The 21,917-nt window shown below is 58.5% G+C and carries 24 protein-coding genes; 13 read left to right on the forward strand and 11 right to left on the reverse strand.

Annotation, left to right across the window (positions count from 1 at the left end):
• Positions 1 to 91 precede the first annotated feature (91 nt).
• Entirely contained in the window at positions 92 to 1,168 is a 1,077-nt protein-coding gene (hppD, locus tag KGB28_RS25510) for a 4-hydroxyphenylpyruvate dioxygenase (RefSeq protein ID WP_095966635.1), read from the reverse strand.
• A gap of 230 nt (positions 1,169 to 1,398) precedes the next feature.
• Entirely contained in the window at positions 1,399 to 2,370 is a 972-nt protein-coding gene (locus KGB28_RS25515) for a DMT family transporter (protein ID WP_223448362.1), read from the reverse strand.
• Positions 2,371 to 2,448: 78 nt separating this feature from the next.
• On the opposite strand from KGB28_RS25515, the gene KGB28_RS25520 reads away from it, so the two are divergent.
• The 3 genes from KGB28_RS25520 to KGB28_RS25530 all read left to right on the forward strand — a co-directional run bounded on the left by KGB28_RS25520 (position 2,449) and on the right by KGB28_RS25530 (position 5,565).
• Positions 2,449 to 3,321 (forward strand): LysR family transcriptional regulator, encoded by an 873-nt coding sequence (locus KGB28_RS25520; RefSeq protein ID WP_223448363.1) that lies wholly within the window; start codon positions 2,449 to 2,451, stop codon positions 3,319 to 3,321.
• Positions 3,322 to 3,433: 112 nt separating this feature from the next.
• Entirely contained in the window at positions 3,434 to 4,966 is a 1,533-nt protein-coding gene (locus KGB28_RS25525; RefSeq protein ID WP_223448364.1) for an EAL domain-containing protein, read from the forward strand.
• Positions 4,967 to 5,199: 233 nt separating this feature from the next.
• Positions 5,200 to 5,565: a histone-like nucleoid-structuring protein, MvaT/MvaU family gene (locus KGB28_RS25530; protein ID WP_008075430.1), complete on the forward strand. Its 366-nt coding sequence runs from the start codon at positions 5,200 to 5,202 to the stop codon at positions 5,563 to 5,565.
• A 163-nt stretch (positions 5,566 to 5,728) separates the two neighbouring features.
• On the opposite strand, the gene KGB28_RS25535 is transcribed toward KGB28_RS25530, so the two are convergent.
• A complete protein-coding gene (locus KGB28_RS25535) occupies positions 5,729 to 6,247 on the reverse strand; it encodes a DUF4946 domain-containing protein (RefSeq protein WP_223448365.1) in 519 nt (172 codons plus the stop codon).
• 144 nt (positions 6,248 to 6,391) lie between these two features.
• Between KGB28_RS25535 and gloA the strand changes: the two genes are divergently transcribed.
• Complete coding sequence (gloA, locus tag KGB28_RS25540) at positions 6,392 to 6,913, forward strand: lactoylglutathione lyase (RefSeq protein ID WP_223448366.1); 522 nt, start codon at positions 6,392 to 6,394, stop codon at positions 6,911 to 6,913.
• Between the two features lie 314 nt (positions 6,914 to 7,227).
• Here the strand turns inward: gloA and ahpF are convergent, their stop codons facing one another.
• From ahpF to KGB28_RS25555, 3 genes are all read right to left on the reverse strand, one after another.
• On the reverse strand, positions 7,228 to 8,790 hold the full coding sequence (gene ahpF / locus KGB28_RS25545; protein WP_223448367.1) for an alkyl hydroperoxide reductase subunit F: 1,563 nt from the start codon (positions 8,788 to 8,790) through the stop codon (positions 7,228 to 7,230).
• A gap of 126 nt (positions 8,791 to 8,916) precedes the next feature.
• Entirely contained in the window at positions 8,917 to 9,480 is a 564-nt protein-coding gene (ahpC, locus tag KGB28_RS25550; protein WP_007975937.1) for an alkyl hydroperoxide reductase subunit C, read from the reverse strand.
• 138 nt (positions 9,481 to 9,618) lie between these two features.
• Complete coding sequence (locus KGB28_RS25555) at positions 9,619 to 10,557, reverse strand: site-specific integrase (protein ID WP_223448368.1); 939 nt, start codon at positions 10,555 to 10,557, stop codon at positions 9,619 to 9,621.
• 178 nt (positions 10,558 to 10,735) lie between these two features.
• On the opposite strand from KGB28_RS25555, the gene KGB28_RS25560 reads away from it, so the two are divergent.
• Complete coding sequence (locus tag KGB28_RS25560; RefSeq protein WP_223448369.1) at positions 10,736 to 11,746, forward strand: DNA-binding protein; 1,011 nt, start codon at positions 10,736 to 10,738, stop codon at positions 11,744 to 11,746.
• Here KGB28_RS25560 and gorA read toward each other — a convergent pair.
• Both gorA and galU read right to left on the reverse strand, forming a co-directional pair.
• Positions 11,743 to 13,101 carry a glutathione-disulfide reductase gene (gene gorA, locus KGB28_RS25565; RefSeq protein ID WP_223448370.1) on the reverse strand — a complete coding sequence of 453 codons (1,359 nt, stop codon included), beginning with the start codon at positions 13,099 to 13,101 and terminating at the stop codon, positions 11,743 to 11,745. The two genes, KGB28_RS25560 and gorA, sit on opposite strands and share 4 nt — an antisense overlap.
• A 130-nt stretch (positions 13,102 to 13,231) precedes the next feature.
• Positions 13,232 to 14,071, reverse strand: a complete 840-nt coding sequence (gene galU / locus KGB28_RS25570) for a UTP--glucose-1-phosphate uridylyltransferase GalU (protein WP_093220174.1) — start codon at positions 14,069 to 14,071, stop codon at positions 13,232 to 13,234.
• 290 nt (positions 14,072 to 14,361) lie between these two features.
• Between galU and KGB28_RS25575 the strand changes: the two genes are divergently transcribed.
• Both KGB28_RS25575 and KGB28_RS25580 read left to right on the forward strand, forming a co-directional pair.
• A complete protein-coding gene (locus tag KGB28_RS25575; protein ID WP_007985505.1) occupies positions 14,362 to 14,550 on the forward strand; it encodes a hypothetical protein in 189 nt (62 codons plus the stop codon).
• A 137-nt stretch (positions 14,551 to 14,687) separates the two neighbouring features.
• Positions 14,688 to 14,969 carry a hypothetical protein gene (locus KGB28_RS25580; protein ID WP_223448371.1) on the forward strand — a complete coding sequence of 94 codons (282 nt, stop codon included), beginning with the start codon at positions 14,688 to 14,690 and terminating at the stop codon, positions 14,967 to 14,969.
• A gap of 11 nt (positions 14,970 to 14,980) precedes the next feature.
• On the opposite strand, the gene KGB28_RS25585 is transcribed toward KGB28_RS25580, so the two are convergent.
• Together KGB28_RS25585 and KGB28_RS25590 are read right to left on the reverse strand one after the other, a co-directional pair.
• Positions 14,981 to 15,211, reverse strand: a complete 231-nt coding sequence (locus tag KGB28_RS25585) for a hypothetical protein (protein ID WP_008053025.1) — start codon at positions 15,209 to 15,211, stop codon at positions 14,981 to 14,983.
• A 72-nt stretch (positions 15,212 to 15,283) separates the two neighbouring features.
• A complete protein-coding gene (locus KGB28_RS25590; protein WP_150723685.1) occupies positions 15,284 to 15,640 on the reverse strand; it encodes a hypothetical protein in 357 nt (118 codons plus the stop codon).
• A gap of 201 nt (positions 15,641 to 15,841) precedes the next feature.
• Here KGB28_RS25590 and KGB28_RS25595 point away from each other — a divergent pair, with 201 nt between their 5' ends.
• From KGB28_RS25595 to ada, 5 genes are all read left to right on the forward strand, one after another.
• A complete protein-coding gene (locus KGB28_RS25595) occupies positions 15,842 to 16,144 on the forward strand; it encodes a DUF1883 domain-containing protein (protein ID WP_007912251.1) in 303 nt (100 codons plus the stop codon).
• Positions 16,145 to 16,181: 37 nt separating this feature from the next.
• A complete protein-coding gene (locus tag KGB28_RS25600) occupies positions 16,182 to 16,349 on the forward strand; it encodes a hypothetical protein (protein WP_191624874.1) in 168 nt (55 codons plus the stop codon).
• A 117-nt stretch (positions 16,350 to 16,466) separates the two neighbouring features.
• Positions 16,467 to 17,171: a 2OG-Fe(II) oxygenase gene (locus KGB28_RS25605; RefSeq protein ID WP_223448372.1), complete on the forward strand. Its 705-nt coding sequence runs from the start codon at positions 16,467 to 16,469 to the stop codon at positions 17,169 to 17,171.
• Positions 17,161 to 17,841, forward strand: a complete 681-nt coding sequence (gene alkB, locus KGB28_RS25610; protein WP_223448373.1) for a DNA oxidative demethylase AlkB — start codon at positions 17,161 to 17,163, stop codon at positions 17,839 to 17,841. Before KGB28_RS25605 ends, alkB begins: the two co-directional genes overlap by 11 nt.
• A gap of 87 nt (positions 17,842 to 17,928) precedes the next feature.
• Complete coding sequence (gene ada, locus KGB28_RS25615) at positions 17,929 to 18,993, forward strand: bifunctional DNA-binding transcriptional regulator/O6-methylguanine-DNA methyltransferase Ada (protein WP_223448374.1); 1,065 nt, start codon at positions 17,929 to 17,931, stop codon at positions 18,991 to 18,993.
• Here the strand turns inward: ada and KGB28_RS25620 are convergent, their stop codons facing one another.
• Complete coding sequence (locus KGB28_RS25620; protein ID WP_223448375.1) at positions 18,994 to 19,977, reverse strand: MDR family oxidoreductase; 984 nt, start codon at positions 19,975 to 19,977, stop codon at positions 18,994 to 18,996.
• Positions 19,978 to 20,156: 179 nt separating this feature from the next.
• On the opposite strand from KGB28_RS25620, the gene KGB28_RS25625 reads away from it, so the two are divergent.
• Entirely contained in the window at positions 20,157 to 21,902 is a 1,746-nt protein-coding gene (locus tag KGB28_RS25625; protein WP_223448376.1) for an autotransporter, read from the forward strand.
• Positions 21,903 to 21,917: the final 15 nt, after the last annotated feature.

Here is a 21,917-nt window from a genome sequence, read left to right on the forward strand (position 1 = left end):
CGCGAAGGCGGTGTGTCAGTCCGCATAGATGGCGACTGACACACCGCCTTCGCGAGCAAGCCCGCTCCCACAGTTTTATCGGTGTAACGGCTTAGTCGGTAGAGAGAACACCACGACGCACCTGGTCACGCTCGATGGATTCGAACAGCGCCTTGAAGTTGCCTTCGCCGAAACCGTCGTCGCCCTTGCGCTGGATGAACTCGAAGAACACCGGCCCCATCAGGGTTTCCGAGAAGATCTGCAGCAGCAGACGCTTGTCGCCCGACTCGGACGAGCCGTCCAGCAAAATACCCCGTGCCTGCAGTTCGCCCACTGGCTCGCCGTGGTTCGGCAAACGGCCTTCGAGCATTTCGTAGTAGGTCTCCGGCGGCGCGGTCATGAAGCGCATGCCGATGCTTTTCAGGTGGTCCCAGGTCTTGATCAGGTCATCGGACAGGAACGCAACGTGCTGGATGCCCTCGCCGTTGAACTGCATCAGGAACTCTTCGATCTGCCCGGCGCCCTTGGACGACTCTTCGTTCAGCGGGATGCGGATCATGCCATCGGGTGCGGTCATGGCCTTGGAGGTCAGGCCGGTGTACTCGCCCTTGATGTCGAAGTAGCGGATTTCGCGGAAGTTGAACAGCTTCTCGTAGAAGTTGGCCCAGTAGGCCATGCGACCGCGATACACGTTGTGGGTCAGGTGATCGATGATCTTCAGGCCGGCGCCGACCGGATGGCGGTCCACACCTTCGATGAACACGAAGTCGATGTCATAGATCGAGCTGCCTTCGCCGAAACGGTCGATCAGGTACAGCGGCGCACCGCCGATGCCTTTGATCGCTGGCAGGTTCAGCTCCATCGGGCCGGTTTCGATGTGGATCGGCTGGGCGCCGAGTTCCAGGGCACGCTTGTAGGCTTTTTGCGAATCCTTGACGCGAAACGCCATGCCGCACACCGACGGACCGTGCTCGGCCGCGAAGTACGAGGCCACGCTGTGGGGTTCGTTGTTGAGGATCAGGTTGATCGCGCCCTGGCGGTACAGGTGCACATCCTTGGAACGGTGGGTCGCCACCTTGGTGAAGCCCATGATCTCGAAGATCGGCTCCAGGGTGTTCGGGGTCGGCGATGCGAGTTCGATGAATTCAAAGCCCATCAGGCCCATTGGGTTTTCGTATAAATCTGCCATGGTCGGCGCCTCATCATTCTTTTATCAATTAACAAAGGTTAGTTGTAAGCAATGCTGAGACCGGTGGGTGGCGCACAGGAGATGCCCCGCACACTGCGGGCGAGAAAGTCACCGTAGATCAGTTGAAACCCGAATATCTTCATTGTCGACCCAAGGCTCTTGCGGGCGAGGCTTCTGCTGCCAGAAGACGATTATTATTGTATGCGTAACCCGATTCTACACAGCGTAAATCAGTTTGTCCGCCTTCTGTATAAAATCCCCTTTTTCCTTGCCCGCGCAAGGGGTTTGTTGCAGAGGAAAATTCCCGCCAGTATCAGCCCGCCACCCAGGCACATGGCCAGCGTCAGCAGCTCATCCAGTAGCAGCGCGCCAAGGATCACCGCTGTCAGCGGGTTCAAGGCAATGAACACCCCGGAACGGGTCGCACCGATTTTGCGGATGCCGTCGTAGTAGCCGATGTAAGCCAGCGCCGAACCCAGTACCCCAAGGTACAAAAGACTCAACCATTGCTGCGCACCGAGGTGGGCGATCGCGGCGACACTCACCTCACCGCGTACGATGCAGGTCATCCAGAGCATGACGGTGCCCAGCAGAATCGAATAGGTCACGGTTTGCACCGGTCCCAGGGTGTGGTTCAGCTCTTTGGAGAACAGCGAGTAGACACCCCAGCCGACAACGCAACCGAAAATCAGCAGATCGCCGAGCCAGGCACCGACACCGACACCGCCGGCCAGTAGTTGCGGGTCGCGACTGACGATCACCATGCTCGCGCCCGCCATGCAGATCGCAATGCCGACGACTTTGGCCCGGTTCAAGCGCTCCTTGAACAGCAGCCAGGAGGCCAGGCCGATCACCGCCGGATTCAGCGCCACGATCAAGGACGCCCGTGAAGCGTTGATGTAATGCAGGCCATAAAAGAAGCACAGGTTGTAAAAAAAGATCCCGAAAAAGCCAAGCAAAAGCAATTGCAGCCATTGCCGGGGGCTAGGCCGGACCAGCGGTGTCCGCGCCATGCGTACAAACAGCAGCAACGCCACGCTGGCCAGTAGAAACCGCAGGCTGGCCGCCAGTAACGGGCTGAGACCGCCGGCTAGATATCGCCCGGCGACGAAGGTGCCACCCCACACCATGGTGACCGCTGCCAGTTTCAGATACACCGGCAGATCCGATGGTTTTGACAGGCTTTGCTCGCAGATCGTCATAAGATTCCAGGACCGGATGTCGGAGAGATGACGTATCATTCGACTAATACCCAGTCATCGTAAAATGAGCAAACACTCATGACCCTCACTCAACTCGAGATTTTCTCCTTGGTGGCCGAACTCCACGGCTTCACGGCGGCGGCCAATCGCCTGGGTATTTCCCAATCGGCGGTGTCCCATGCGTTGAAGTCCCTGGAGCTGGAGTTGGGTGTCGAACTGTTGCGCCGGCATCAATCCCAGGTCGAATTGAGCGACATTGGCCAGCAATTGTTGCTGCGTGCCCGGGCGATGCTCGGCCTGGCCAACACCCTGCGCCAGGAAGCGGCCGATGCGCGAGGCATGAAACGCGGCACGCTGCGCATCGGCTCCTTCGGCCCGACCTCATCGATCAAATTGCTGCCGTTGATTCTGCAGCAGTACCGCGTCGCCCATCCCGGCATTGAGGTGCATATCGACGAAGGCCCCGACCGCCAGGTGCTCCAGTGGCTGGAGGAACGACGGATCGACATCGGCTTTGTGGTGTTGCCCGAGGAGCGTTTCGACACGGTCGCTTTGATCGAAGACCAGATGGTCGCGCTGCTGCCCGTCGGCCACCCGTTGGCGGTTCACGACAGCCTGAGCCTGAAGGACCTCTGCGATTTCCCGTTCGTGCTGACCGAGGCCGGTTCTTCGGAGCTGGTTTCACGCCTGTTCACGGTGGCCCGACTGACGCCCAACATCCGTTATCGCTGCTCGCAGTTGATCAGCACCCTGGATGTCGTCGCTCGTGGCGACGGGGTGACGGTCGTTGCCGAAGGTTCATTGCCCAATCAAATTGACCGCCGCTGGGTGAAAAAACCGCTGTCGCCGGCAGTGTTGCGCCAGGTCGGCCTGGCGGTGCTCGACCGACGCCAGGCATCACCCGCGACGCTGGCCTTTATCAGCCTGGCCGAAAGCCTTGACTTGCGTTGAGCGGCATAACCGCCAACGGCCAACTATCATGGCCCATACCCGAACTCTTCATGGGAGGCGCTTTGCCCTGCCATCATTTGAGAGCCTTACTTCTTCGTGACAGGATTCGCGAATGCCGTTGAAAGCCAAAACCCGCAGTCGCAGCACAAGAATTGCTGTCACTGTGATCAGTGGATTGCTCCCGGTGCTGCTGGGGGCCGCCATTCTTTATATGCAAGCAGGACGTGCGCTCAAACAAGACACCGAACAAACTGCCGAAGAAGCGATTCGCCAGTTCGACCTGATGCTCGACAACACCGCCCAGGCCGCTCGTGAACTACTGCCGCTGGCGGGCCAACGTTGCGCTGATGTCAGCCTGGCCCTGCGCGAGCAGGTCACTCGCCGCCCATTCGTGAGCTCAACCAATCTGGTGTGGGACAACAACCTCTATTGCAGCTCTCTGTTCGGCGACTACCAGGAGAAGGTCAACCCCGGCGACTACACCCAGGGCGCCTTATGGCTCATGAGCGGCAATCCGGTAACGCCCGACACCGCCTTGCTGGTCTACCGCCTGGGCGAAGGAAAAAAAGGTGCACTGACGACCCTCTATGGTCATCACTTGAGCAATATCCTGCGCCTGATAAGCCGCAAGACTTTGCTATTGCTGCAGGTTGGCCCGGACTGGATATCCGCCGACGGCAAGGTTCACAGGGGCGCTGCGCCTGACCTGCCCGTTGCGCAAAGTCGATTGACCTCCCAGCATTATGCTTTTGCCGTGGAAGCGGGTTTCCCCAAAGGCGAAACCTGGCGATACATGAGCAGCGAATATCCACCGTTGTTCAGCCTGCTGATTTTCTTCGGTGTGATTGCCGGGGCAATTGGTCACTTCCTGCAAAAGCGCTCATCGGCACCCACCCAGGAAATGCAGCGGGCACTGGAAGCTGCAGAGTTCATTCCGTATTTCCAGCCCGTGGTGCATGGCGACAGCAAAAGCTGGTCTGGCGCTGAAGTGCTGATGCGCTGGAAACATCCGAAGGAAGGCCTGGTGCGTCCGGATCTGTTCATTCCGTTTGCCGAGCACTCCGGGCTGATCGTACCGATGACCCGCTCGCTGATGCGACAAACCGCCGCCCTGCTCGCGCCGCACTCCGTCAGATTCAACAAGCCGTTTCACATTGGTATCAACATCACCGCCAGCCATTGCCAGGACCTGGAGCTGATCAAGGATTGCCGCGAGTTTCTCGATGCGTTTGAACCAGGCTCGATCCATCTGGTACTGGAACTGACCGAGCGCGAGCTGATCGAGCCCACGGCCATCACCCTGCAACTGTTCGAGCAACTTCGCGAACTGGGCGTGAAAATCGCCATCGACGACTTCGGCACGGGCCACTCAAGCCTTGGCTACCTGCGGCAGTTCAATGTCGATTTTCTGAAAATCGACCAGAGTTTTGTCGCCATGATCGGCATCGACACACTCTCCAGCCACATTCTGGACAGCATCATCGAACTGGCGGTCAAACTCGACCTTGCCCTGGTGGCCGAAGGTGTCGAAACCCGTGAACAGAGTGATTACCTGAGCGCTCATCAGGTCAACTTCCTGCAAGGTTATCTGTTCGGCAAACCCATGCCCGGTACGGAATTCATTAGTGCATTAAGCAACCATTAACTAGCGGATTTAACCGACAAAAAAACGATTACGCGCACCAATTTGAATCAAAACACTACTGCCGTTACATGAAAAAAAAGACAGGATTTACTCTTGGCCAATTAACTACTACAATTTTACATGCCTGCGCTAAATTGGCAGGCGAGCCACTATCACCGAGTCGCTTCAAGGCTCTTGGCTTATAGCTTTGTTTGCGGTTGGTATCAGCCAAACACACTATTGGAGTAAAGATATTGTCCAGACTCGCTGAATTTCGTGCAGCCGAAAAGGCTCTTCAAGAACAGCTCAAGCAGCTGGAATCCCTGAAGAACGATGCCGGGCTCAAGAAAGAAATCGAATTCGAAGAAAAGCTCCAGGGCTTGATGAAAACCTATGGCAAGAGCCTGCGCGACATCATCGCCATTCTCGACCCTAACCCGGCAAAATCCGGCCTGCAGCAGGCAGCAGCACCTAAAACCCGCCGCGCCCGTGTGGTCAAGGTTTATCAGAACCCGCACACCGGCGAGCTGATTGAAACCAAGGGCGGCAACCACCGCGGCCTGAAAGCCTGGAAAGAACAGTACGGTGCAGCCACCGTTGATTCCTGGCTGCGCGGCTAACTCTCGCGGCGACAAAAAAGCCCTGCTAATGCAGGGCTTTTTCATGGGTTATCTAAATGCCCGGGGCGGACACCCGTCAACTACCTGACTGCCAGCAACTTTGTGCTTAATCCATTTGGATATCTAAAATTTTCTTCATGCATCGAAAAAGCACTGTCGCTTACTAAAGTTTCAGGCTGTTACGGGCAGCGGCTATTTCATCCTGGCTCGCCTTATAAGCCTCGGCCTGCCCTGCGTAGGAAAGAACATAGGCCTTATCGGCATCCACCGCGGCCACCAATGTTTGAGAAAGCACATGCCTGCCGTTTTGCGTGATGGTGCAGGTTGTTTCCAACGCAGCCAATCGACTCAACGTAGTCGAATGAATGCGCGTGCAGACACTTTGATACCCGCCCTGAAAGAAGTCTTTTTGAACCGACTTGCGCATCTCCAGCAATACACCTTCGAGGTTTACCTGGTGATCGCTTTGCACCGGGCTCATGGTCAGTTCCATCACCATGAGCGGCGATCCATCCTGATCATTTTTTACCGCCCGCTGGCGACTGACCCCCGACGCCGATTCAGGCACGACTTCGACCTGCCAGCCTTGCGGCCAGGTCACTTCTGGCGCATCGGCGCGGGCAACGCCAACCAGCGAAAACAAGCTTAGCAAGATGAACAGCACGTTACGGAATCGAATCATTGCAATGGGCACTCAAGGATCAAGCCGTAAAGTCTGGGCCCAGGCCGGCTGTCAGGCAATAGCCGACTGTTTGGGTTTGGTGATGTCCGAACCCTTGCGTATCATTGTCGCCATTCGTTAGCCCACATATTTCCCGGAGGGCCCATGAGCCTGCACGAATTGAACACCTTCCCCGGCGTCACCGCCCAACCGGACGCCGCTACGCAGAAATTCGTCTTCAACCACACCATGCTGCGGGTCAAGGACATCACCAAGTCCCTGGACTTCTACACACGCATTCTGGGTTTTACCCTGGTGGAAAAACGCGACTTCCCGGAAGCCGAGTTCAGCCTGTATTTCCTCGCGCTGGTCGACAAAAACCAGATCCCGGCCGATGCCGCCGCGCGCACCGAGTGGATGAAATCGATCCCCGGCATCCTGGAGCTGACCCACAACCATGGCACCGAGAACGATGCGGATTTTGCCTACCACAATGGCAACACCGACCCCCGCGGTTTCGGCCACATCTGCATTTCGGTGCCAGACATCGTCGCCGCCTGCGAGCGCTTTGAAGCACTGGGCTGCGATTTCCAGAAACGCTTGAACGATGGCCGCATGAAGAGCCTGGCATTCATCAAGGATCCGGACGCCTACTGGGTCGAGATCATTCAGCCGGCTCCACTGTAAGCAACACCACAAATCCCCTTGTGGGAGCGGGCTTGCTCGCGAAGTGGGAGTGTCAGCCACTTCAATGTCGAATGATACGACGCCTTCGCGAGCAAGCCCGCTCCCACATTGGTGATGTGCAAGGCACAAAAAACCCCATGATCACTCATGGGGTTTTGTGTTTTCAGCGCCGGCGGCTGATGCCCCCTCGTAGGAGCGAGCTTGCTCGCGATAAACCTGAGAACACCGCGGGGCACCTGCCAACCAGCGTTATCGTTGACGACCATCGCGAGCGAGCTCGCTCCTACAGGGTTTTGTGTTTTCAGCGCCAGGATTTATGCCGGGGCGGAAGTCCGGATCAAGTGATCGAAAGCGCTCAGGGAAGCCTTGGCGCCCTCGCCCACTGCGATCACGATCTGCTTGTACGGCACCGTGGTCACGTCGCCGGCGGCGAACACACCCGGTACCGACGTTTCACCCCGAGCGTCGACGATGATCTCGCCACGGGGCGACAACTCGATGGTGCCTTTGAGCCAATCGGTGTTGGGCAGCAGACCGATCTGCACAAAGATCCCTTCCAGCTCCACACTGCGCAACTCGTCGCTCTGACGATCCTTGTAGCGCAGGCCGTTGACCTTCTGGCCGTCGCCGGTGACTTCAGTGGTTTGCGCACTGGTGATCACGGTGACGTTCGGCAGGCTGTGCAACTTGCGCTGCAATACCGCATCGGCACGCAACTGCACATCGAACTCCAGCAGCGTGACATGGGACACGATACCGGCCAGGTCGATGGCCGCTTCGACGCCGGAGTTGCCGCCGCCAATCACCGCCACGCGCTTGCCCTTGAACAGCGGGCCGTCGCAGTGCGGGCAGTACGCCACGCCTTTGTTGCGGTATTGCTGCTCGCCCGGCACGTTCATTTCACGCCACCGTGCACCGGTCGCCAGAATCACGGTCTTGGCCTTGAGCTTCGCGCCGCTGGCGAAGTGGACTTCATGCAACTCGCCCACTTTGCCCGGTACCAGTTTGTCGGCACGCTGCAGGTTCATGATGTCCACGTCGTACTGCTTGACGTGCTCTTCCAGGGCCACGGCCAGCTTCGGCCCTTCGGTTTCCTGCACCGAGATAAAGTTCTCGATGGCCATGGTGTCCAGCACCTGCCCACCAAAACGCTCTGCCGCGACGCCGGTGCGAATACCTTTGCGAGCCGCATAGATCGCCGCCGAAGCACCGGCTGGCCCACCACCGACCACCAGCACATCAAAGGTTTCTTTGGCGCTGATCTTCTCAGCCTGGCGCTCGATGCCGCTGGTGTCGATTTTGGCGAGGATTTCTTCCAGGCCCATGCGACCCTGGCCGAAGTTCACACCGTTGAGGTAGATGCTTGGGACCGCCATGATCTGGCGCTCATCGACTTCGGCCTGGAACAGCGCACCGTCGATGGCGACGTGGCGAATGTTCGGGTTCAGTACCGCCATCAGGTTCAGCGCCTGGACCACGTCCGGGCAGTTCTGGCAGGACAGCGAGAAGTAAGTCTCGAAATTGAACTCGCCCTTGAGCGAGCGGATCTGTTCGATCACTTCGGCACTGGCTTTGGACGGGTGACCGCCGACTTGCAGCAAGGCCAGCACCAAGGACGTGAATTCGTGGCCCATCGGGATGCCGGCGAAACGCAGGCTGATATCGGCTCCCGGGCGATTGATCGAGAACGACGGCTTGCGTGCATCATCGCCGTTGTCGAGCAAAGTAATCTGGGTGGAAAGACTGGCAACGTCTTTCAATAGTTCGAGCATTTCCTGGGATTTCGCACCGTCGTCGAGGGAAGCAACGATCTCGATCGGCTGGGTGACCCGTTCCAGGTACGATTTCAACTGGGCTTTAAGATTGGTGTCCAACATACGGGCGATTTCCTTGAATTCTTGAGACAAAAAAACGCCCGAGCGAATCTCGCCCGGGCGTTTTATTGGGCGGTGCAGCTTGCTTAGAAGGTGCGGAAGTCCGCCCTGATGAAGCGCGTCACAGACTTAGATCTTGCCGACCAGGTCCAGGGACGGCGCCAGAGTGGCCTCGCCTTCTTTCCACTTGGCTGGGCAAACCTGACCCGGATGAGCAGCGACGTACTGGGCAGCCTTGATCTTGCGCAGCAGCTCGGAAGCGTCACGGCCTACACCGCCGTCGTTCAGTTCAACGATCTTGATCTGGCCTTCCGGGTTGATCACGAAGGTGCCGCGGTCAGCCAGGCCTGCTTCTTCGATCAGCACGTCGAAGTTGCGGGAGATGGCGTGGGTCGGGTCGCCGATCATGGTGTACTGGATCTTGCCGATGGCTGGCGAAGTGTTGTGCCAGGCAGCGTGGGCAAAGTGGGTGTCGGTGGAAACGCTGTAGATCTCGACGCCCAGCTTCTGGAACGCGTCGTAGTTGTCGGCCAGGTCTTCCAGCTCGGTCGGGCAGACGAAGGTGAAGTCGGCCGGGTAGAAGAACACCACAGACCACTTGCCTTTGAGGTCAGCGTCCGAGACTTTTACGAAGTCGCCATTTTTGAATGCGTCAGCTTTGAACGGTTTAACTTGGCTGTTGATGATAGGCATCGTTGACTCTCCGTCAGGGGTTAAGAAGTTGATGGAGAGAACTTTACCCACTCGACGGACGGTTGGCTCATTGGCAAACCTGATGCTGCTGATTGGCTTTTGCTATTAGCCAGCTGTATTAATAGAAGAAAACGGTATCTAGGGTGACACGGGCTTTTCGGTGATGCGCGCCATGCCGAGGAACGGACTGGCTTCGATGTAACGCATGGCCGACTTCATGTCCTTCCAGCCCACATAGCTCATCAGTGACTTCAGATCCCAGCCACTCTGATGCGCCCAGGTGGCAAAACCGCGACGCAAGGAGTGACTGGTGTAAAGCTCGCCGGCGATACCTGCTCGCGCCAACGCCTGACGCAATAACGGAATCACACTGTTGGCGTGCAATCCCTCCTCGCCCAGATGCCCCCAGCGGTCGATGCCACGGAACACCGGCCCGCGCACCAGTGCCGCCTCGGTAATCCAGTCGATATAAGCCTGCACCGGACACAAGCGCTGCAAGGCCGGTGTCTGATAGGTCTTGCCGAGGTTGTCGCGATCACTCTTGCTGCGCGGCAGATAGAGACTGATGCCGGAACCGGCGCTGGCCTGCACGTGCTCAACCTGGAGCCGGCACAACTCATCGCTACGAAAACCGCGCCAGAAGCCCAGCAGGATCAAGGCCATGTCGCGCCTGGCCCGCAGTAAACCCGCTCGGTCGCCTTCGGCCCTGGCGACTTGCACTTCTTGCTCCAGACAACTGACCACCTGTTCCAGGTGCTGAAGCTGCAAGGGTTCGGCTTGTTTTTCCTGGGCCGGGTGCAGCGCGCGAATACCCTTGAACACCTTGCGCACCACTGGCGCCTTGGTGGGATCGGCAAAACCCTGGCTGTTGTGCCACTGCGCCAATGCCGACAAACGCAGTTTCAGCGTATTGATCGACAACACACCGGCATGGGCCACCAGATAGCGCGCCACGCTGTCGCCGGTGGCCGGCAGAAAACCGCCCCATGTGACTTCGAAATGTTCGATGGCCGCGCGATAGCTGCGACGGGTGTTGTCGCGAGTCGCGGCTTGCAGGTAACGATCGAGCTCGGTCATGGGGTCAACTCTTGAATTCATACCGCTTTGACGGGTCAAAAACCGGTATTGGGTGTATCACACGGGGTAATACCAGTATATCCCGTGTCAGTTACATTCAGTATTTAACTTTATAGATTGAATGGTACAATGTGTATTTACGTGGTACGTACCACATCATCAAAACCCGGGAGATCTCATGGCACGCGGCGGTGTAAATAAAGCGGTGGTTCAAGCCGCTCGGTTGGCGATCCTCGCCCGCGGCGAAAACCCCAGCATCGATGCCGTACGCATCGAGATGGGCAATACCGGCTCGAAAACCACGATCCATCGCTACCTCAAGGAGCTCGATGACAGGATTGAACCTGTCGAGCCACCGGCGGAACCGATCGACGACGAACTGATGGCGCTGGTGGCGCGACTCGCACAACGACTCAAGGAGCAGGCGCAAGAACCCATCGACCAGGCGCGTACGCAGTACGAGGAACAACGCAAGGCGCTGGATAACCAGCTCGGCAAAGCGCAAGAGGCCAACAGCGAACTGCACCAGCAATACGAATTTCAAAGCCTGGCGCTGACTCAGGAATCCGAGGCCCTGCAAGAAACCCGCGCCATATTGCAAACGGAGCAGACCCGCAACGCCGGCTTGAACCAGGCGCTGGCCGATTTCGAATTGCGCTTGAAAGACAAGGACGAGCAGATCCGCTCCCTTGAGGAAAAACACCTGCACACTCGCGACGCGCTGGAGCACTACCGCAATGCGGTCAAGGAACAGCGCGAACAGGAAATGAGTCGCCATGAAGGCCAAGTGCAACAGCTACAGATGGAACTGCGCCAGGCACAACAAAGCGCACTGGTACGCCAGGATGAAATCACCCAATTGCACCGCGACAATGAACGCTTGCTGACTGAAAACCGCGGCACGCTGCGCGAGCTGAGCCTGCTGCAAGAACAGCTCAAGCAAAGCAATACCCGCCAGGATCAGTTGCTGGAACAGACCACTCGCGTCGACGGCGAGCGCACCCTCCTCCAGGAACGCCTGCGCGTCGCCCTGCTGGAAAGCCAGGCACTCAAACAGAACGTCGATGAGCAGTCGCAGCTCAACAGGTCACTGGAAATGGATTTGGCCAAGACCCGGACGGATCTGGAAGAACGCGTACGTCTGGCCGCGACCCTTGCGGCAGCGGCAGACGCAGCGAAGGACGATTAACCGGCGACCGGCGTACGCATGGTGACGAACTCTTCGGCGGCCGTCGGGTGTACCCCGATGGTTTCGTCGAAGTCGCGCTTGGTGGCGCCGGCCTTCAAGGCAATCGCCAGGCCCTGGACGATTTCACCGGCGTCCGGGCCGACCATATGGCAACCCAACACCTTGTCGGTCCTGGCGTCTACCACCAGCTTCATCAGCGTACGCTCCTGGCATTCGGTCAGGGTCAGCTTCATCGGCCGGAAGCGGCTTTCGAAGATCTGCACCTCGTGACCGGCTTCGCGAGCCTCTTCCTCGGTCAAACCGACGGTGCCGATGTTCGGCAGGCTGAACACCGCCGTCGGGATCATCTTGTAATCCACCGGACGATACTGCTCTGGCTTGAACAGGCGCCGTGCCACCGCCATGCCTTCAGCCAGGGCCACCGGCGTCAGTTGAACACGGCCGATCACATCACCCAGCGCCAGGATCGACGGCTCGGCGGTTTGATACAGCTCATCGACCTCGACGAAGCCTTTCTTGTCGAGTTTGACCCCGGTGTTTTCCAGCCCGAGATTGTCCAGCATCGGACGACGACCCGTGGCGTAGAACACGCAATCGGCTTCCAGCTGAAAGCCATCCTTGAGCGTGACTTTCAGGCTGCCATCGGCCTGCTTCTCGATGCGCTCGATGTCCGCATTGAATTGCAGGTCCATGCCGCGCTTGGTCAACTCTTCCTGCAAATGCTTGCGCACGGAACCGTCGAAGCCGCGCAGGAACAATTCGCCGCGATACAGCAGAGTGGTCTTGGCACCCAAGCCGTGGAAGATCCCGGCGAACTCGACCGCAATGTAACCACCGCCCACCACCAACACCCGCTTGGGCAGCTCTTTGAGGAAGAACGCCTGGTTGGAACTGATGGCATGCTCGTGCCCCGGAATCTCCGGAATCTGCGGCCAGCCGCCGGTGGCGATCAGGATGTTTTTGGCGGTAAAACGCTCGCCATTGATCTCGACCTGATGGGGATCGACGATCTTCGCGTGACCTTCATGCAAGGTCACGCCGCTGTTGACCAGCAGGTTGCGATAAATGCCATTGAGGCGATTGATCTCGCGGTCCTTGTTGGCGATCAACGTTGGCCAGTCGAACTGCGCCTCATCCAGGCCCCAGCCAAAACCGGAAGCCTGCTCGAAGTCTTCGGCGAAGTGCGCACCGTAGACCAGCAATTTTTTCGGCACGCAGCCGACGTTCACACAGGTCCCACCCAGGTAGCGGCTCTCGGCTACGGCCACTTTCGCACCGAACCCGGCGGCAAACCGCGCAGCCCGCACACCGCCGGAACCGGCACCAATCACATAAAGGTCAAAATCGTAGGCCATTTTCAATCTCCTCGGCAGGTGACCAGCATACCTGCAGACATTTGTTGGGCAAGCGCTGCAGTCGATATGGGGCCTGAAAATGAAAAAGCCACCCGAAGGTGGCTTTTCAATACAGTCAGGTCGAAAGCGATCAGTACGCCTTGCCCGTCTTGTAGAAGTTCTCGAAGCAGAAGTTGGTGGCGTCGATGTAGCCTTCGGCGCCGCCGCAGTCGAAACGCTTGCCCTTGAACTTGTAGGCAATCACGCAACCATCCTGCGCCTGTTTCATCAGGGCGTCAGTGATCTGGATCTCGCCACCTTTGCCTGGGTCGGTTTGCTCGATCAGGCTGAAGATGTCCGGCGTCATGATGTAACGACCGATGATCGCCAGGTTCGACGGGGCATCTTCCGGCTTTGGTTTCTCGACCATGTTACGCACGCGGTACAGGTCGTCACCAATCAGGTCGCCGGCAATCACACCGTACTTGCTGGTTTCTTGCGGGTCGACTTCCATGATCGCGACGATGGTGCAGCGATACTGCTTGTACAGCTTGACCATCTGCTTCAGTACGCCGTCACCTTCCAGGTTGACGCACAGGTCATCCGCCAATACCACGGCGAACGGCTCGTCGCCGATCAGTGGACGACCGGTCAGGATCGCATGACCCAAACCTTTCATTTCAGTCTGGCGAGTGTAGGAGAACGAGCACTCATCCAACAGGCGGCGGATGCCGACCAGGTATTTCTCCTTGTCGGTGCCCTTGATCTGGTTTTCCAGCTCGTAGCTAATGTCGAAGTGGTCTTCCAGGGCGCGCTTGCCGCGACCGGTGACGATGGAGATTTCGTTCAAGCCAGCGTCCAGTGCTTCTTCAACGCCGTACTGGATCAGTGGCTTGTTCACCACCGGCAGCATTTCTTTGGGCATGGCTTTAGTCGCTGGCAGGAAGCGAGTACCGTAACCGGCTGCTGGGAACAAGCATTTCTTGATCATATAAGTCCTTGTAAGGGCTGTGCGTGTACGAGTTTCGGCGCAGTCTAATCAGGCGGCGTGCACCTTACAATGCCCCCGCGCTGGCTAACCGATGCCAACATAGAGAAATAAACTTGCCGATAGTTCCCTGCGGGGGTGCGCAGGTCACTGCGCAAGCCCTTATGCATAGCAGAGGCTTGCGCAATTGCACGGCTTAACCGTCCGGAACGAACCACCATACGCCCATCGACACCCGTTGAGTGCGTTTGGCGGTATCATGCCGCGATTGAACCAGACAACGAGGCAAATAGATGTCGGCAGTAAAAAGCGTCAACGGATTCCTGATCAATCAGGAGAAAGACGGTCAATGGTGGGTGGCCAGTGTCGCCGGTGAAAATATCGCCGGACCTTTCCCTTCCGAAGCCTTGGCAATCGAAGTGGCCTCGGTGCTGGAGCTTGAGCACCCGGAACCCAAGCGCCGCGGCAAAGACAAGAGCTGATCGACGCCCGACGGGAAAAGCCCTGCCATGGCGCAGGGCTTTTTTATGAATAACGAAAAAGAAGTGGCCTTTGGCTATAACCTTTTGCCTGGAACGCTGTCTCAGCCTTAGCCCACCCCCCTGACGATGATCAAGCCATGAATAAAATTTTGCCTTTGCTAACGGTATTGGCCCTGAGCGGCTGCGCAACGTCGGAACAGACCTACCTGGCCAACGGAGAGCAAGGTCTATCGATTGACTGCTCCGGGGAAGCCAATTCCTGGGCTGCGTGCTACGAAAAGGCCGATGCGTCCTGTGCAGGCAGCGGCTACAAGATCGTCGGAACCGATGGCACCCCCTCGCTCAAGGAGAGCGAAAAGACTCTCGGCGCCGACGTCGGTAACTACAAGAGCCGTAACGTCGTGGTGATCTGCAAGTAAGGCGCCGCGCCCTACATATGGATTTCGGCGAATTTGATTCCGAGCCCGCGCACGGTATCAATCAGATCATCAAGGCGGCTGAAGGACTCGACCTCATCATTATCATCCACCAGGAAATAGCTGCGCCCGGCACTTTTCTTGAAAAACACGATCCATTCCCCCAGCTCCGCCGGATTTTGAATCACATGGGTGGCAGAGATTAAACCCTCTGCATGACGCTCCCGGACCTGCTCTCGCTTCATATTCGACTCCAGAAATAACGATGCCGCCAAAGCCTTGCTTTGGCGGCATCGGTGCTGATGGTCGATAGTCTATCAGCCGGAAATGCACTCGTTGGCGGCATTCTGTACGTCCTTTGGCCGCACCGGGACATTGGACATGCTCTCGTGCAGCTTGATGCTGCTGCCGCCAGAGCGTTCTTCAATGTCAAACACCGCAGACGGCCCCGCGGAAAACTTGAGCGGCACGATCACGCGCAAGCCATCCTTGTGCGGCTGGATCTGCAAGGCGCCACGGCTCTCGGCCAGTTTTTCGCTCAGGCATTGTGCGTATTCATGGGGCTTCTTGCCAGAAATCACGTTCATCGTCGGCAAGGACTCGTCGATGTCCGAGACGTTCGCACAACCGCTGATCGTCAATGCCATCGGCAACAACCACAAACCCCACTTCATACTAAACCTCCGATAAAGACCCTCGGACAGCGCAACTGCGATTTTTCTCCGAGACAAACTGCTTTATCGCTCATCAAACGTGAAATAAGCGTTTTTAATTGTCAAAGCGGCCGGATAATAAGGCGTTCGGGCTGATAAACTGCGCCAATCGCCCATGCTATCGTTTTGATTTTGTAGAAAAAGCCCTTCTGGAGGCGCCTCATGAAATTTATCCATCAGCGCGAGCACCTCAATGAAGACGACATTGTCGTCATTCAATGCTCCCAAATGTGCAACATCCGCTTGATGAACGACGCCAACTTCCGCAGCTTCAAGAATGGCGGTCGTCACACCTATCACGGCGGTGCATTCGACACGTTTCCGGCCCGCATCACGGCCCCTAGCACCGGCTTCTGGAACATCACGATCGACACCGTCAACCGCCGCGCTATCAGCGTGACGCGCAAACCCACCCTGACGCACTCGATCAAAATCATTCGCCGTTCCAGCACGAAACTGAGCTGATCAGCGAACCCGAAACACAAGACAGGCAGATACAACCGTGGCCCAAACGACCAAGTACGTCATCAAATACAAACTCAACGGTGAGCGCCGCTTCGAGTTTGCCCAGCTTGAAAACGGCACCCCGGAAGAAGCCAAGGCGGCGCTGGATGCCATTCATGGACAGGACGACGTCATCAGCGAAATCAGCGTCAGTAAAGCGCTGTAACACGATCCGGAGCGACAATGGACGTCGGCTCCTACTCGCAGTTCGACCGCAAGCACCGGAGTGCCAGCTTCGTCCTTGCCTTGCAGACTGGCCACCTCAACAACAAGAGGCCCGGCAATGAGCGAGCAATATCTGGACAGGCTGGACTGGCCTCGGCTGGAGCAGCAACTTGATCAGGACGGTTACGCCGTCATCCCTTCACTGTTGAGCCACAAGGCTTGCGGGCAAGTCAGCGCCTTGTACCCTCGAACCGAGCCGTTTCGCTCCCACGTGGTGATGGCTCGCCATGGTTTCGGCCGAGGCGAGTACAAGTATTTCAGCTACCCGTTGCCGGAACTTGTGGCCCGCTTGCGCGGCGCGCTCTACCCACGACTGGTGCCCATCGCCAATCGCTGGCATGAACAGATGGGCTTGCCGATCCGCTTTCCTGAAACCCTTCCAGCCTTCCTCGAACGCTGTCATGCCGCTGGTCAGAACCGTCCGACCCCCTTGTTGCTGCAATATGGTCCGCAGGACTACAACTGTTTGCATCAGGATCTATACGGTGAGCACGTTTTCCCGCTGCAAGTGGCGATCCTGCTGTCAGACCCTGATCAAGACTTCACCGGCGGCGAATTTGTCCTGACTGAACAGCGCCCGCGCATGCAGTCACGCCCGATGGTCATCGGCCTGAAGCAAGGTGACGGGTTGATCTTTGCGGTCAACCAGCGGCCGGTCAAAGGGACTCGCGGTTACTACCGCGTGACCCTGCGTCACGGTGTGAGTCGCCTGCACAGCGGCAAACGGCATACCCTTGGAATCATCTTTCACGATGCGTCATGAGCCCATGAACCCGCTGACTTTCGATCTGTTTGCCGATGCAGAACCCGAGCAACAGCCCTGGCGCGAGCAGATTGGTGAACAGTCCTACGTGCTGAGAGGCTTCGCCCTGCCCTGGCTGGAACGCTTGCTGCCTGCCCTGGAGGCGGTGCTGGTGGTCGCGCCGTTTCGGCAGATGGTCACGCCCGGCGGTTTCACCATGTCGGTCGCCCTGAGCAGTTGTGGTCAATTCGGCTGGACCACTGACCGCAGTGGTTATCGGTACACCCGCGACGACCCACAAACCGGTCGGCCCTGGCCAATGATGCCCGAGGTGTTTTTCCAACTGGCACAAGCGGCGGCGCAGGCAGCGGGTTTCGCCGATTTTGCACCGGATTCCTGCCTGATCAACTGCTACCTCCCCGGGGCAAAAATGTCATTGCATCAAGACAAAGACGAACATTCCTACGACGCCCCCATCGTTTCGGTATCCCTGGGGTTGCCGGCGATGTTCCTGTTCGGCAGCTTTGCACGCAGCGACAAAAGCCAGCGCGTTCCCCTGTTCCATGGTGACATCGTGGTCTGGGGTGGCGTGGATCGCCTGCGTTATCACGGCGTGTTGCCGATCAAGGACGGCCATCATCCGAAGCTGGGCGATCAACGCATCAACTTCACCTTCCGTACCGCCGGATAAAGACTTCGAATTTGACCGCAAGCACCGGAGTGTGTGGGAATTGCCCCATGGTTAATGTGCAGGCAACCCCTCAATGGACGTGACGTCATGACAACCCAATCGACCAAGATCACCATCGAAAACGATCCGCGCTGGGCCGCCGTGGTCGCGCGCGATCCCAAGGCTGACGGCCAGTTTGTCTATGCCGTGAAGACCACTGGCATTTACTGTAATCCCAGCAGCCTCGCGCGCTTGCCCAAACCCCACAATGTCGAATTCTTCGATAGCGCCGAACAGGCCCGGGCCGCGGGTTATCGTCCGAGCAAACGCGCGACAAAGGATCAGAGCGAACTCGCCGCGCAACATGCCGCCACCGTGGCCGCCGCGTGCCGCCAGATCGAAAGCGCGCAAACGCTACCCGCCCTGGGCGAATTGGCCGAGAAAGCGGGCCTGAGCAGCTTCCACTTCCATCGCGTGTTCAAAGCCGTCACCGGCCTGACGCCCAAGGGCTACGCCGATGCTCATCGTTCACGCAAGGTACGCGAGCGACTGGCGGACGGCGGCTCGGTGACCGATGCCCTGTATGACGCCGGCTTCAACTCCAACAGCCGGTTTTATGAAGCGGCAGATCAACTGCTGGGAATGAAACCCGGGGACTACCGCGCGGCCGGTCAAAACAACGACATTCGTTTTGCCGTCGGCCAGTGTTCGCTGGGCGCGATTCTGGTGGCGCAGAGTGAGCGCGGGGTCTGCGCGATTTTGCTGGGCGATGATCCGCATCAACTGGTCTGCGATCTGCAGGACAAATTCCGCCGCGCCAACCTGATGGGTGCCGATCATGAATTCGAGCAATTGATTGCCAGGGTCGTCGGCTTTATCGAGGCGCCGGCCATCGGCCTTGATTTGCCGCTGGACGTACGCGGCACGGCGTTCCAGGAGCGTGTCTGGCAAGCGCTGCGGGAGATTCCCGTGGGCAGCACGGCCAGCTACGCCGATGTCGCCCAGCGCATCGGTCAACCAAAAGCCGTTCGCGCCGTGGCTCAGGCCTGCGGTGCGAACAGCCTGGCGGTGGCGATCCCTTGCCATCGCGTGGTGCGCAGCGATGGCAATCTGTCGGGCTATCGCTGGGGTGTCGAACGCAAACGGCAGTTGCTGGAACGCGAGTCGCAGTGATCAGCGATTCACATCCACCACTACGCGCCCACGCAACTGCCCGGCAAGCAAGCGTGGCGCGGCTTCGATGGCTTCGCTCAAGCCGATTTCGTGACTGATCAGCGGCAACAGGTTGAAGTCCAGATCCCGGGCCAGGCGATTCCAGGCCTCCACGCGTTTGGCTTTGGGCTGGGTCACGCTGTTGATGCCGGCCAGGGTCACGCCGCGCAAGATGAACGGTGCAACGGATGCCGGAAAGTCCATGCCCTGGGCCAAGCCGCAGGCCGCGACGGTGCCATTGGCCTTGGTGCTGGCGCAGGCGTTGGCCAGGGTGTGGCTACCGACCGAGTCGATGACGGCCGCCCAGCGCTCCTTGGCCAACGGCTTGCCCGGTTCGGACAAGGTGGCGCGATCGATGATTTCGCCGGCGCCCAGTTGTTTCAGGTAGTCGTGCTCCGAGGTGCGTCCGGTGGACGCGACCACCCGGTAGCCGAGCCTGCTCAGCAAGGCGATGGCGAAACTGCCGACGCCACCGTTGGCGCCGGTCACCAGAATTTCGCCCTGCCCGGGCGTCACACCGTTGTGCTCCAGCGCCAGGATGCACAGCATGGCCGTGTAGCCTGCAGTACCGATGGCCATCGCCTGGGCAGCGCTAAACGCCTTGGGCAGCGGAATCAGCCAGTCACCGTTGAGGCGCGCCTTCTGCGCCAATCCACCCCAATGCCCTTCACCCACACCCCAGCCATTGAGCAGGATTGCGTCACCGACCTTGTAGTCCGGGTGCCCGCTGGTTTCGACGACACCGGCCAGATCGATGCCCGGCACCATCGGGAATTTGCGCACCACCGGACTGCTGCCGGTGATCGCCAGACCATCCTTGAAATTCAGCGTGCTGTAGGCAACACACACCGTGACATCGCCCTCGGGTAACTGATCGTCCTGGATCTCTTGCAGTGTGGCCCGGTAACCGCTGTCGTCTTTGTCGATCAAAATACCTTTGAACATTACGGCCTCTCAATGGAATCAGTCTGGTGGCGGAGCAATTGAAATAACACATGGCGACGGATTGCCGTACCCGACTTTAAGCCAATCAGGCAAACCGCCGGGCGTTTTCATTGACGGCGGCTATGCTTTTCGCAACCTTGAAATGCCGCAACAAACTGTCTTTGTCGATGGAGCTGACAATGCCTCAACTGCGTTTATTCACCGCTTTTCTGATGCTCTGTCTGGCTCCGCTCAGCGGCGTCCAGGCAGCACCGGAGCAACCCGCCCAACCTCTCGCGAATCAGGTGACCGCCTCCCCCAGCTGGCCACAGGTGCTGGCTGCCGGCGATACCAAATTGACCATCTACCAACCGCAACTGGACAGTTGGGACGGCTACACCCTGAACGCGCGGACTGCCGTGGAGGCCACGGGCACCGATGGCAAATCCACCTACGGCATCGTGCAGTTCAGCGCCCATACGCTGGTCGACAAGGCCACCCGCTGGGTGGCGCTCGACCAGTACACCATCACCAAGGCCGATTTTCCCGATAGCGCAACCAAGGCTGACAGCTGGGTCGCCGCGGTGAAGCAAGACGCCGAGAACCGCACGAAAACCATTTCCCTCGACCAACTCGAAGCTGCGCTCGGCGTCATCACCGCCGAGCAACAGTCCGGCAGCGAGCCGCTGGAAAATACCCCGCCAACCATTATTTCGTCCGAGGTACCCGCGCTGCTGGTGTACATCGATGGTGAACCGGCCTATCGCCCCGTTGATGGCACCTCACTGCAGCGGGTGATCAACACCCGGCCGCTGCTGCTCAAGGATGCGCAGGGCAAACATTACCTGCACGTGTTCGATGGCTGGATGGTGGCGGACAACCTGGGCGGGCAGTATGCGCCACTGCACCCGCCTTCAGCCCAACTGGAGAAAGCCAAGAAAGCTGCGATCCAGGGCCGCCAGGTTGACCTGCTGACGGGCCAGAGCGATCCGAAGGACAAGATACCGACCCTGGCCAAGCCGCCGATTCCGCAAATTTATATCGCCACAGTGCCGACCGAACTGATCGTCACTGACGGCCCACCGCAATGGCAGCCGATCCAGAACACGAAGCTCCTGTATGTGACCAACACCACCGGGCATATTTTCAAGGAGATCGGTGACCAGGACAGCTACGTGCTGATCTCGGGGCGCTGGTTCCGCGCCGGTGACATGAAAGGCCCCTGGACCTTTGTGGGTGCAGACAAGTTGCCGGCAGACTTCGCCAACATTCCCGATGACAGCCCCAAGGAAAACGTAAAAGCCTCGGTGACCGGCACACCGCAAGCCAAGGAAGCGGCGATTGCAGCGACCATTGCGCAGACCTCGGCGATCAAGAAAAGCCAGGTAAAAATGAGCAAGCCGGCATTTGACGGCGAGCCGCAACTCAAGGCCATCAAAGGCACGCCCCTGCAATACGTGGTCAACAGCCCGATGCCGATCATCATGGTCGATGCACAAAGCTGGTACGCGGTGGAGAACGGTATCTGGTTCGTGGCCACGTCAGTGCAAGGCCCCTGGACGGTCGCCTCTTCGGTGCCAGCGGTGATTTATTCGATTCCGCCCAGTTCACCGATGCACTACGTCACTTACGTGAAAGTCTACGAAGCCAGTGGCGATACGGTCGTCGTCGGTTACACGCCGGGGTATCAAGGTTCGACGCTGGACCCGGACAGCGGAGTGGTGGTGTATGGCACCGGTTATCCCTATACGCCGTGGGTAGGCAGTGTCTGGTACGGCCCGCCGGTGACCTATGGCTTTGGCGTGGCGATTCGCTACACACCCTGGACGGGCTGGACCTTCGGCTTCGGTTTCGGCTGGAGTTGGGGCGGCAGTACGGTCGGCGTGGGTTGGGGCTGGGGCGCCTATCCGTGGTGGGGCAATTACCTGTCTCTTATACCCATCTGACGCTGCCGACGATAT

Source organism: Pseudomonas sp. BF-R-19 (genome assembly GCF_019956445.1).
GTDB lineage: Bacteria > Pseudomonadota > Gammaproteobacteria > Pseudomonadales > Pseudomonadaceae > Aquipseudomonas > Aquipseudomonas fluorescens_BH.

Coding starts and splice junctions, on each gene's coding strand:
- hppD (WP_095966635.1), bottom strand. CDS start 1,168: ATGGCAGATTTATACGAAAACCCAATGGGCCTGATGGGCTTTGAATTC.
- KGB28_RS25515 (WP_223448362.1), bottom strand. CDS start 2,370: ATGACGATCTGCGAGCAAAGCCTGTCAAAACCATCGGATCTGCCGGTG.
- KGB28_RS25520 (WP_223448363.1), top strand. CDS start 2,449: ATGACCCTCACTCAACTCGAGATTTTCTCCTTGGTGGCCGAACTCCAC.
- KGB28_RS25525 (WP_223448364.1), top strand. CDS start 3,434: ATGCCGTTGAAAGCCAAAACCCGCAGTCGCAGCACAAGAATTGCTGTC.
- KGB28_RS25535 (WP_223448365.1), bottom strand. CDS start 6,247: ATGATTCGATTCCGTAACGTGCTGTTCATCTTGCTAAGCTTGTTTTCG.
- gloA (WP_223448366.1), top strand. CDS start 6,392: ATGAGCCTGCACGAATTGAACACCTTCCCCGGCGTCACCGCCCAACCG.
- ahpF (WP_223448367.1), bottom strand. CDS start 8,790: ATGTTGGACACCAATCTTAAAGCCCAGTTGAAATCGTACCTGGAACGG.
- ahpC (WP_007975937.1), bottom strand. CDS start 9,480: ATGCCTATCATCAACAGCCAAGTTAAACCGTTCAAAGCTGACGCATTC.
- KGB28_RS25555 (WP_223448368.1), bottom strand. CDS start 10,557: ATGACCGAGCTCGATCGTTACCTGCAAGCCGCGACTCGCGACAACACC.
- KGB28_RS25560 (WP_223448369.1), top strand. CDS start 10,736: ATGGCACGCGGCGGTGTAAATAAAGCGGTGGTTCAAGCCGCTCGGTTG.
- gorA (WP_223448370.1), bottom strand. CDS start 13,101: ATGGCCTACGATTTTGACCTTTATGTGATTGGTGCCGGTTCCGGCGGT.
- galU (WP_093220174.1), bottom strand. CDS start 14,071: ATGATCAAGAAATGCTTGTTCCCAGCAGCCGGTTACGGTACTCGCTTC.
- KGB28_RS25575 (WP_007985505.1), top strand. CDS start 14,362: ATGTCGGCAGTAAAAAGCGTCAACGGATTCCTGATCAATCAGGAGAAA.
- KGB28_RS25580 (WP_223448371.1), top strand. CDS start 14,688: ATGAATAAAATTTTGCCTTTGCTAACGGTATTGGCCCTGAGCGGCTGC.
- KGB28_RS25585 (WP_008053025.1), bottom strand. CDS start 15,211: ATGAAGCGAGAGCAGGTCCGGGAGCGTCATGCAGAGGGTTTAATCTCT.
- KGB28_RS25590 (WP_150723685.1), bottom strand. CDS start 15,640: ATGAAGTGGGGTTTGTGGTTGTTGCCGATGGCATTGACGATCAGCGGT.
- KGB28_RS25595 (WP_007912251.1), top strand. CDS start 15,842: ATGAAATTTATCCATCAGCGCGAGCACCTCAATGAAGACGACATTGTC.
- KGB28_RS25605 (WP_223448372.1), top strand. CDS start 16,467: ATGAGCGAGCAATATCTGGACAGGCTGGACTGGCCTCGGCTGGAGCAG.
- alkB (WP_223448373.1), top strand. CDS start 17,161: ATGCGTCATGAGCCCATGAACCCGCTGACTTTCGATCTGTTTGCCGAT.
- ada (WP_223448374.1), top strand. CDS start 17,929: ATGACAACCCAATCGACCAAGATCACCATCGAAAACGATCCGCGCTGG.
- KGB28_RS25620 (WP_223448375.1), bottom strand. CDS start 19,977: ATGTTCAAAGGTATTTTGATCGACAAAGACGACAGCGGTTACCGGGCC.
- KGB28_RS25625 (WP_223448376.1), top strand. CDS start 20,157: ATGCCTCAACTGCGTTTATTCACCGCTTTTCTGATGCTCTGTCTGGCT.